Below are 7,486 nucleotides of genomic sequence, written 5' to 3' on the forward strand. Positions count from 1 at the left end.
CTGCCGGGCGCCAACCCCCGTAACCCTCATGTTACGGCCGTGCTTCATTGCCATTTCACACCTCGAGCGCGTATGCTCGAAAAGCCCATTCAAGCCATTGGTGGACCCTCATCAGGAGGTCGTATGAACCGTATCGTCAAGTTGGCCCTGCTCGTAGGTCTGGCCCTGGTCGCGGCGGCGTGCAGCCGTGCCGTGCAGGACGTAGGGGTCACCGCCCAGATCACCAACGGCGAGCTCGACGGCAACCGCCACCCGTACGTGGGCCTGATGGTCGCGCAGGACGCCGCCGGCAGGCCGCTGTGGCGCTGCAGCGGCACCTTGATCTCCCCGACCCTCTACCTCACGGCCGGGCACTGCACCGAGGCCCCGGCCGCGCACGTGGAGATCTGGTTCGACGCCGACGTGGAGTCGGGCATCCCCGGCAACGGCTACCCCTTCAACGGCGACGTGGGCGGCACGCCCTACACCCACCCGCAGTACGACCCCAACGCCTTCTTCCTCTACGACCTCGGCGTCGTCGTGCTCGACGAGCCCGTGGTGATGAGCCAGTACGCCGCCCTGCCCAAGCAGGACGTGCTCGACCGCATGGCCCGGCAGCGCGGGCGCCAGGACGTGACCTTCACGGCCGTGGGCTACGGCCTGCAACGCATCAACCCGGTCTTCGTCGAGGCCGAGCGGGTGCGCATGCTGGCCCGCCCCCACCTCATCCAGATCAACGGCGGGATCGTGGGCGACTTCTCGCTGCTGCTGTCGAACAACCACTCCACCGGCGGCACCTGCTTCGGCGACTCCGGCGGGCCCAACTTCATCGGCGACACCAACGTGGTGGGCGGCGTGACCTCCTTCGGCCTCAACGGCAACTGCGGCGGGACGGGCGGGGTGTACCGGGTGGACCGCAAGGACGACCTCGACTGGCTGGCGACGTTCGGCGTGACGCCGTGACGGGGCGATGGTCGGTAGCTGAGGGGCGGTAGCTCGTAGCACGACGCCGGGCCTAGGCCTGGCGTCGTGCGTCGTACGCAAAACGCCGAACGTAAAACGCCGAACGTAAAACGCCGAACGCGAGACGCGAGACGCAAGACGCAGAACGCGAGACGCAAAACGCGAGACGCGAGACGCCCTGGCCCTCGACGCCGGTGGGGAGGGGTCTACCGCGAGCCACACGCCACGGACCTTCCACGCCTAGTGCCGCTCTAGGCTTACCTTGGGCAGTAGCCTCCGCAGGCCATCGGGGAGCCACCAGTTCCACTTGCCTGCCAGGAGCATCACGGCGGGGACCAGCATCAGGCGGATGAGGGTGGCGTCGAGGAAGACGGCCAGGGCTAGGCCGAAGCCGATGGTCTTGTTGACCACCAGGTCGCCGCTGACGAAGGCCGAGAAGACGATGATCATGATGGCGGCGGCGCTGGTGATGACGCCGGCGGTGCGCTCGAGCGCCGCCTTCACGGCCTCTCGGGTGGGCAGGCCCTGGAGGTGGTACTCCTGGACGCGCGAGAGCAGGAAGATCTCGTAGTCCATGGAGAGCCCGAAGAGCACCGCGAACATGGTGAGGGGGAGGCTCGGGTCGATGGAGGCGGTCTCGGGGTCTACGTTGAAGAGCCCGCCCAGGTGGCCCTCCTGGAAGATCAGGGTGACCACGCCGTAGGTGGCCCCCACGGTGAGGGTGTTCATCAGGATCGACTTCAGCGGGATCAGCAGGCTGCGGAAGGCCACGGTGAGCAGCACGAAGGTGGCCGCGAAGACGACGAGGATGGCGAGGGGCGTGGCCTGGATGAGCACGTCGTTGAACTCCATCGCCCCGATGGGCCCCCCGCCCAGCAGCACCGTCTGGAACCCCGCGTCCTTGGCGTGTCGGCGCAGCTTGTCGGCCCAGGCCGGGATCTCGGGGGCCCGCACGGGTTGCTTGGGGACGACCGACAGGCGCAGGTAGCGCTGGTCCTGGCTGATGGAGCGCCGGGTGAGGGAGAGCAGGTCGGAGAGGCCGCTGGCGGTGTCGCCCAGGGCCACGCGCCCGGCCAGGAAGGGGGAGATCACCAGCCGCACCTCGGGCAAGGCGGAGAGGGAGCGCTCGAGGCGGGCCCAGTCGCGCCGGGCCTCGGGGGTGAAGCCGGCCTCGCCCAGGTCCAAGAGCACCTCGAAGGTGTCGAGGCTGCCGCCGAGCTCGAGCGCGCGGATGAGCTCCAAGCCCTTGCGCGACTCCACGCCGGGCGAGAGCCCGAAGGCCCCGGTGTAGCCCAGCCGCATCCCGAAGAGCGGCCACGCCAGCAGCAGCATGGCGGCGGTGATGCCCAGCGTGAAGAACCCGGGGCGGCGCATGACGGCCTCGGCCCAGCGGCGGAAGAGCGGCAGGGTCTGGCCGGAGCTCGTGGCCCCCAGCGCGAAGCGGCGCGGCCAGTTGACCCGCTCGCCCAGCAGCGCCAGCAGCGCGGGGACGGCGGTGACCGAGGCCAGCACGGTGAGGAAGATCGCCAGCACCCCGCCCAGGCCCATCGAGCGGATGAAGGTGAGGTCGGGGATGAACAGCGAGGCCATCGCCACCGCCACGGTGAGCCCGCTGAAGGCCACCGCCCGCCCGGCGGTGCGGGTGGTGAGGGCGGCGGCCTCCCGGGGCGGGCGGCCCCGGGCCAGCTCCTCGCGGAAGCGGTTGACCATGATCAGGGCGTAGTCGATGCCCGCGCCCAGCCCCAGCATGGTGATCACGCTCTGGGCGAAGCTCGAGACCTCGGTGAGCTGGGTGAGCCCGTAGAGCATCGCCATGCTGGTGGTGATGGAGATGAGGCCCACCACCAGCGGCACGCCCGCCGCCACGAAGGCCCCGAAGGCCAGCACCAACACCACCGCCACCATCGGCAGCGCCACGAACTCGCTGCGCCGGATGTCCTGCTCGAGCAGGTGCAGGAAGTCCTCGGTGATGGCGGTGGCCCCCGTGACGTAGAAGCGCGTCCCGGGGAGCTCCAGCGCCCGCACCTCCGCGCGGATCGCCGCCAGCACGGGGCCGGGGTCGTCGAGCCGCGTCTGGAGCACGGTCGCGGTGACGCGGTAGTCGTCGGAGTGTAGCTTTAGCGGGCTCGGCGCGTCGAAGCGGGTGAGGCTCAGCACCCCCTCGAGGCGCCCCAAGCGCTCGACGAGCCGGTCGTAGGCCTCGCGGAAGCGCGGGTCGGTGGCGGGCAGGCCCTCGCTCACCACCACCGTGCGGTCGGAGAGGTCCTGCCCGAAGGAGCGCTCGAGGATCTCCCCCACCCGCCGCGCCTCGCTGTCGGACGCCGAGGAATTGTTCGCCACCAGCGCCCCCGGCGCACGCCCGGCCAGGGGTACGGAAAGCACCACCACCGCCGCCCACGCGAGGAGCACGAGGAAGGGGTGTCCGGTGACCCAGCGGCCGAGGCGGGCGAACATCCGGCCTTTAACTATAAGCGGGCAGCGTTCAGCCGTCAGCGGTCAGCTTTCAGCCGTCAGCTCGTGGCCTGTGGCTCGAGGCGTGTGGTGGACCCCACCCCGTCCCTCCCCGCACGCGGGGAGGGGGTATCCCCCCGGCCCCCCTTGCTAAGGGGGGTGACAAGGCGCCTCGCGTCTTGCGTACGACGTACGACGTAAGACGTACGACCCGCGCCCGGCTACCGGCTATCGGCGTCCGGCCATTGGCTATCGGCGTTCAGCGTTGGGCGTTCGGCGTTGAACCCCACCCCAACCCAGCCCAACGAAAAGTAAGTAGCCTGACCGAACGAACCTGAGTACAATGTATACCATGCCAAGCCTGCGGGAACGGCAAAAACTCCGCCGTCGTGAGCGTATTTTCCGTACGGCGGTCAACCTCTTCCGCGAACGGGGTTTCCACCAGACCAGCGCCTCCGAGATCGCCAAGGCCGCGCACGTCTCGAGGGGGACCTTCTTCAACTACTACCCCTACAAGGAGGCCGTGCTGCTCGACTACGGGGCGGCCTTGCTGGAGGAGCTGCGGCTGAAGGCCCGCGACGAGCTCGCCAGCGGCGACCCGCCCCTCGACGTGCTGCGCCGCCTGTGGGAGCGGCTGGCCGAGACCAGCGAGAACGAGCGCGAGCTGCTGTCCCCGCTGGCCTACGAGCTCTTAAACCCCGACCCCGCGCGGGCTCGAGCCGCCTTCGAGGCCTTGCCGCTGGGGGCGCTGGTCGGGGAGATCCTCAAGCCGCTGCTCGAGTCGGGCCAGTTGCGAAGGGACCAGTCCCTCGAGCGCATCGCCCGCTCCATCGCCGACGTGTACCTCCTGGCCGCGCTGCGCTGGGCCGCCTACACCCCCAACCGCCGCCTCAAGGACGAGATGATGAAGTTCCTCGAGCTCATGCTCGAGGGCGTCCTGGCGCGGTGAAGACGGGAAAACGCGCCCCCGGGCCGCTCGTGCCCGGGGGCCCTTGAGGAGGCTCGTTCCCTGAGCTAGCGGCTCTGGAACTCGAAGGTCCGGGTCAGCACCCGGTTGGTCTTGAGGTCAACGTAGGTGAGGTTGCCTTCGACCAGGCCGTTGAACTTCAGGCCCTTGGCCGTCTCGATCTCGGCGGTGAGGGCTTCGGCGTGCTCGAGCTTTTTCTTGAGCTCGAGGTACTGGGGCAGCGTCCAGACCGAGGGCGGGCAGCGCTTGCCGGGGCTGCTCTTGCCCTGGGTGCCGTCGGTGAGGAGGTAGCGGGCTACTTCCACGTCGGTCCGGGGGAAGACCACCGAGACGAACTTGCCCCGCTTGAAGTCGGGGTAGTAGGTGTTGACGACCGCGTCGAGCCGCCCGTTGACGTTGCCCGCACAGGCGTCGAAGTCGGCCTGCAGCGCCCGGACCTGCGAGGGCATGGCCGGCGCCGTCACGTTGGGCGCGCAGGCGGACAGGGCCACGGCCGCGACCAGCGAGGCGGTGAGGGTCTTCGCTAAGCGTTCCAACTGCATCTCTCGCTCCTTCCTTGGGTTAATCCCACGAGATGATAAACCGAAGAAGTCCAAATTTCCAGAGCAATTTTGCCGTTGACTGCTTATTCATGGGGGTCAATCACCCCCGTTCCTTAATTGCTCATGAAAATGTTCTACGCTCATCGCGCGGTAGTATCATTGGCTTGACGACCCCTCCAACCCGACGCCCCCAGGCAAAGGTGGAAACCGCGCATTTCCGGAACCCGGCATTGGCCCAAGCCCCCAGGGAGCGCCCCTATGGCTGAGATCCAGTTCATCCCGACCCGCAGCCCCACCCGCGGCACCGACCTCACCCCGATGGACCCCCGGCTCCAGCGCCTCATCGCGCTGCGCCAGCGCGGCCTGAGCAAGCCCGCCACCTCCTCGACCCGCAAGGACGAGGTGGCCGTCGTCGCCAAGGTCAGCGACCTCGAGGCCTGGCAAAGCCTCTCCGAGGTGACCATGGGCGCGGTGATCGGGGGGCGGGGGCACGACGGCAGTTGGGTGGTGACCGGGCGCATCCCGGTCTCGAGGATCGAGCTCGTGCGCACCCAGCCCTTCGTGCACAGCCTCAAGGCCGCCCAGCGGCTCAGCCGCGAGCTCGCCAGCACCACCGAGGAGATCCTGGCCCGCCCCGGCCTGCTGCCCGGCGGCCACAAGGCCCGCGGGGGCCGGGGCGTGGTGGTGGGCATCGTGGACATCGGCTGCGACTTCGCCCACCAGAACTTCCGCACCACCAGCGGGCGCACCCGCATCCGGAGGCTGTGGGACCAGCACGGCGACACCAACAGCCCGCCGGGTTTCAACTACGGCACGCTCTACACCTCCACCGCCATCAACGCCGCGCTCCAGGCCGCAAACCCTTACCAGGCCCTGGGCTACGGCCCCGACCCCTTCGAGGCCGCCCACGGCACCCACGTCATGGACATCGCCGCGGGGAACGGCCGGGGCAGCGGGGTGCCCGGCGTGGCCCCCGGCGCCGACCTGATCTTCGTCGAGATCGCCAGCAGCGACGTCCCCTGGCAGGGCAGCGAGGTGGTGGGCAAGAACTTCGGCGACTCGGTGCAACTGCTCGAGGCCCTCGCCTTCATCTTCCAGGCCGCCGGCGGCAAGCCCTGCGTGATCAACGTCAGCCTGGGCACCAACGGCGGCCCCCACGACGGCAGCACCCTGGTGGAGCAGGGCATCGACCGGCTGCTCGAGCAAACCCCGGACCGCGCGGTGGTGATCGCCGCCTCCAACTCCTACGCTGACGGAATCCACGCCGAGGGCACCGTGCCCAAGGGCGGCCGCTACGACCTGCCCTGGGTCGTGGGCGAGGGCGACATTACCCAGAACGAGCTCGAGCTGTGGTACCCCGGCGACGGCCGCCTCAGCGTGGAGATCGTGCAGCCCGACGGCACCAGCTTAGGCAAGGTAGACCCTAACGAGAGCGGCACGGTCTCCAGCGACGGCGAGGTGGTGCTCTTCGTCGCCAACCGGCTGCACGACCCCAACAACGGCGACAACATGATCGGGGTCTTCCTCAACACCGGGGCCCCCACCGGCCGCTGGACCCTGCGCCTGAAGGACGAGGCCGGCCGCAGCACGCCCTTCCACGCCTGGGTCGAGCGCGACGACGCCGGGCAGTCGAGCTTTCCCCCTCCCCACGACAGCACCCACACCATCGGCTCGATCTCCTGCGGCCGGCACACCCTGGTGGTGGGCTCCTACGACGCCCACAAGCCCGCTTTGCCGCTGTCGTGGTTCAGCAGCGCCGGCCCCACCCGCGACGGCCGCCCCAAGCCCGAAGTCTCGGCCCCCGGCCACGACGTGGTGGCCGCCCGCTCGCGCAGCAAGACCGGCACCACCCGCATGTCGGGCACCAGCATGGCCGCCCCGGCCGTCACCGGGGCCGTCGCCCTGCTGCTGGCCGAGGCCAAGGCCCGCAAGAAGAGCCTCGACGTCGGACAGATCCGCCAAGCCGTCATCGAAACCGCCCGCCGCAACCCGCCGCAGGGCAGCGGCTGGCACGACCGTTACGGCCACGGGCGGGTCTCGGCCAAGGGCCTGGTGGCCGCCGCGATGTCGGCCGCCCCCATCGCCGCCGCGTCCGAACCCGAGGCCAGGCCCGCCCGTGGCGCCCGGCGCGCGCCCCGGCCTCGAGCCGCCAAGGAGGGGCGCTAGCGGGGAGGATGAAGCCATGCGCCGGCGCAAGCTCGAGCCCACCAAACAGCAGCTCAGCTCGCTGCGCCCCGAGCGCGGCGAGAAGGCCCGGGGCCTGGAGGCCGGCCAGCCGGTGGCCGTGATCGTCAAGGTCAAGGAACCCGGCTATGTCCCCGAAGGCTTCCGGGTGCGCAGCCGCATCGACGCCTGCCTCTTCACCGCCGACGCCACGCCACAAGGCCTCGAGGCCGCCGAGCACGACCCCCAAGTAGAATCCATCGCCGCCGCCGAGCGGCTCGAGCCCCCGCGTTAGGGCTCGCGAGGGAGAGCGGTCGGCTGTCAGCGGTAAGCCCGTGGCCTGTGGCCTGTGGTTCGCCCCTCCCCGTCCCTCCCCGCCGGCGGGGAGGGACGGGGAGGGGCGAACCACAGGCCACAGGCC

The 7,486-nt window shown here is 69.9% G+C and carries 6 protein-coding genes; 4 read left to right on the top strand and 2 right to left on the bottom strand.

The genetic code is table 11. The features are described from left to right. Positions 1-123 precede the first annotated feature (123 nt). Complete coding sequence (locus Mterra_RS17005; RefSeq protein WP_218022959.1) at positions 124-942, top strand: trypsin-like serine protease; 819 nt, start codon at positions 124-126, stop codon at positions 940-942. A gap of 240 nt (positions 943-1,182) precedes the next feature. On the opposite strand, the gene Mterra_RS17010 is transcribed toward Mterra_RS17005, so the two are convergent. Beyond that, a complete protein-coding gene (locus Mterra_RS17010; protein WP_119316238.1) occupies positions 1,183-3,396 on the bottom strand; it encodes an MMPL family transporter in 2,214 nt (737 codons plus the stop codon). A gap of 349 nt (positions 3,397-3,745) precedes the next feature. Here Mterra_RS17010 and Mterra_RS17015 point away from each other — a divergent pair, with 349 nt between their 5' ends. Beyond that, positions 3,746-4,342, top strand: coding sequence for a TetR/AcrR family transcriptional regulator (locus Mterra_RS17015; RefSeq protein ID WP_119316239.1), 597 nt, complete (start codon positions 3,746-3,748; stop codon positions 4,340-4,342). 65 nt (positions 4,343-4,407) lie between these two features. Here the strand turns inward: Mterra_RS17015 and Mterra_RS17020 are convergent, their stop codons facing one another. Continuing rightward, positions 4,408-4,902 carry a hypothetical protein gene (locus tag Mterra_RS17020; protein WP_119316240.1) on the bottom strand — a complete coding sequence of 165 codons (495 nt, stop codon included), beginning with the start codon at positions 4,900-4,902 and terminating at the stop codon, positions 4,408-4,410. A gap of 258 nt (positions 4,903-5,160) precedes the next feature. Between Mterra_RS17020 and Mterra_RS17025 the strand changes: the two genes are divergently transcribed. Beyond that, entirely contained in the window at positions 5,161-7,068 is a 1,908-nt protein-coding gene (locus tag Mterra_RS17025) for a S8 family peptidase (protein WP_119316241.1), read from the top strand. A gap of 16 nt (positions 7,069-7,084) precedes the next feature. After that, complete coding sequence (locus Mterra_RS17030; protein WP_119316242.1) at positions 7,085-7,360, top strand: hypothetical protein; 276 nt, start codon at positions 7,085-7,087, stop codon at positions 7,358-7,360. Positions 7,361-7,486: the final 126 nt, after the last annotated feature.

This window comes from Calidithermus terrae (genome assembly GCF_003574345.1).
GTDB lineage: Bacteria > Deinococcota > Deinococci > Deinococcales > Thermaceae > Calidithermus > Calidithermus chliarophilus.

Coding starts and splice junctions, on each gene's coding strand:
- Mterra_RS17015 (WP_119316239.1), top strand. CDS start 3,746: ATGCCAAGCCTGCGGGAACGGCAAAAACTCCGCCGTCGTGAGCGTATT.
- Mterra_RS17030 (WP_119316242.1), top strand. CDS start 7,085: ATGCGCCGGCGCAAGCTCGAGCCCACCAAACAGCAGCTCAGCTCGCTG.
- Mterra_RS17010 (WP_119316238.1), bottom strand. CDS start 3,396: ATGTTCGCCCGCCTCGGCCGCTGGGTCACCGGACACCCCTTCCTCGTG.
- Mterra_RS17020 (WP_119316240.1), bottom strand. CDS start 4,902: ATGCAGTTGGAACGCTTAGCGAAGACCCTCACCGCCTCGCTGGTCGCG.
- Mterra_RS17025 (WP_119316241.1), top strand. CDS start 5,161: ATGGCTGAGATCCAGTTCATCCCGACCCGCAGCCCCACCCGCGGCACC.
- Mterra_RS17005 (WP_218022959.1), top strand. CDS start 124: ATGAACCGTATCGTCAAGTTGGCCCTGCTCGTAGGTCTGGCCCTGGTC.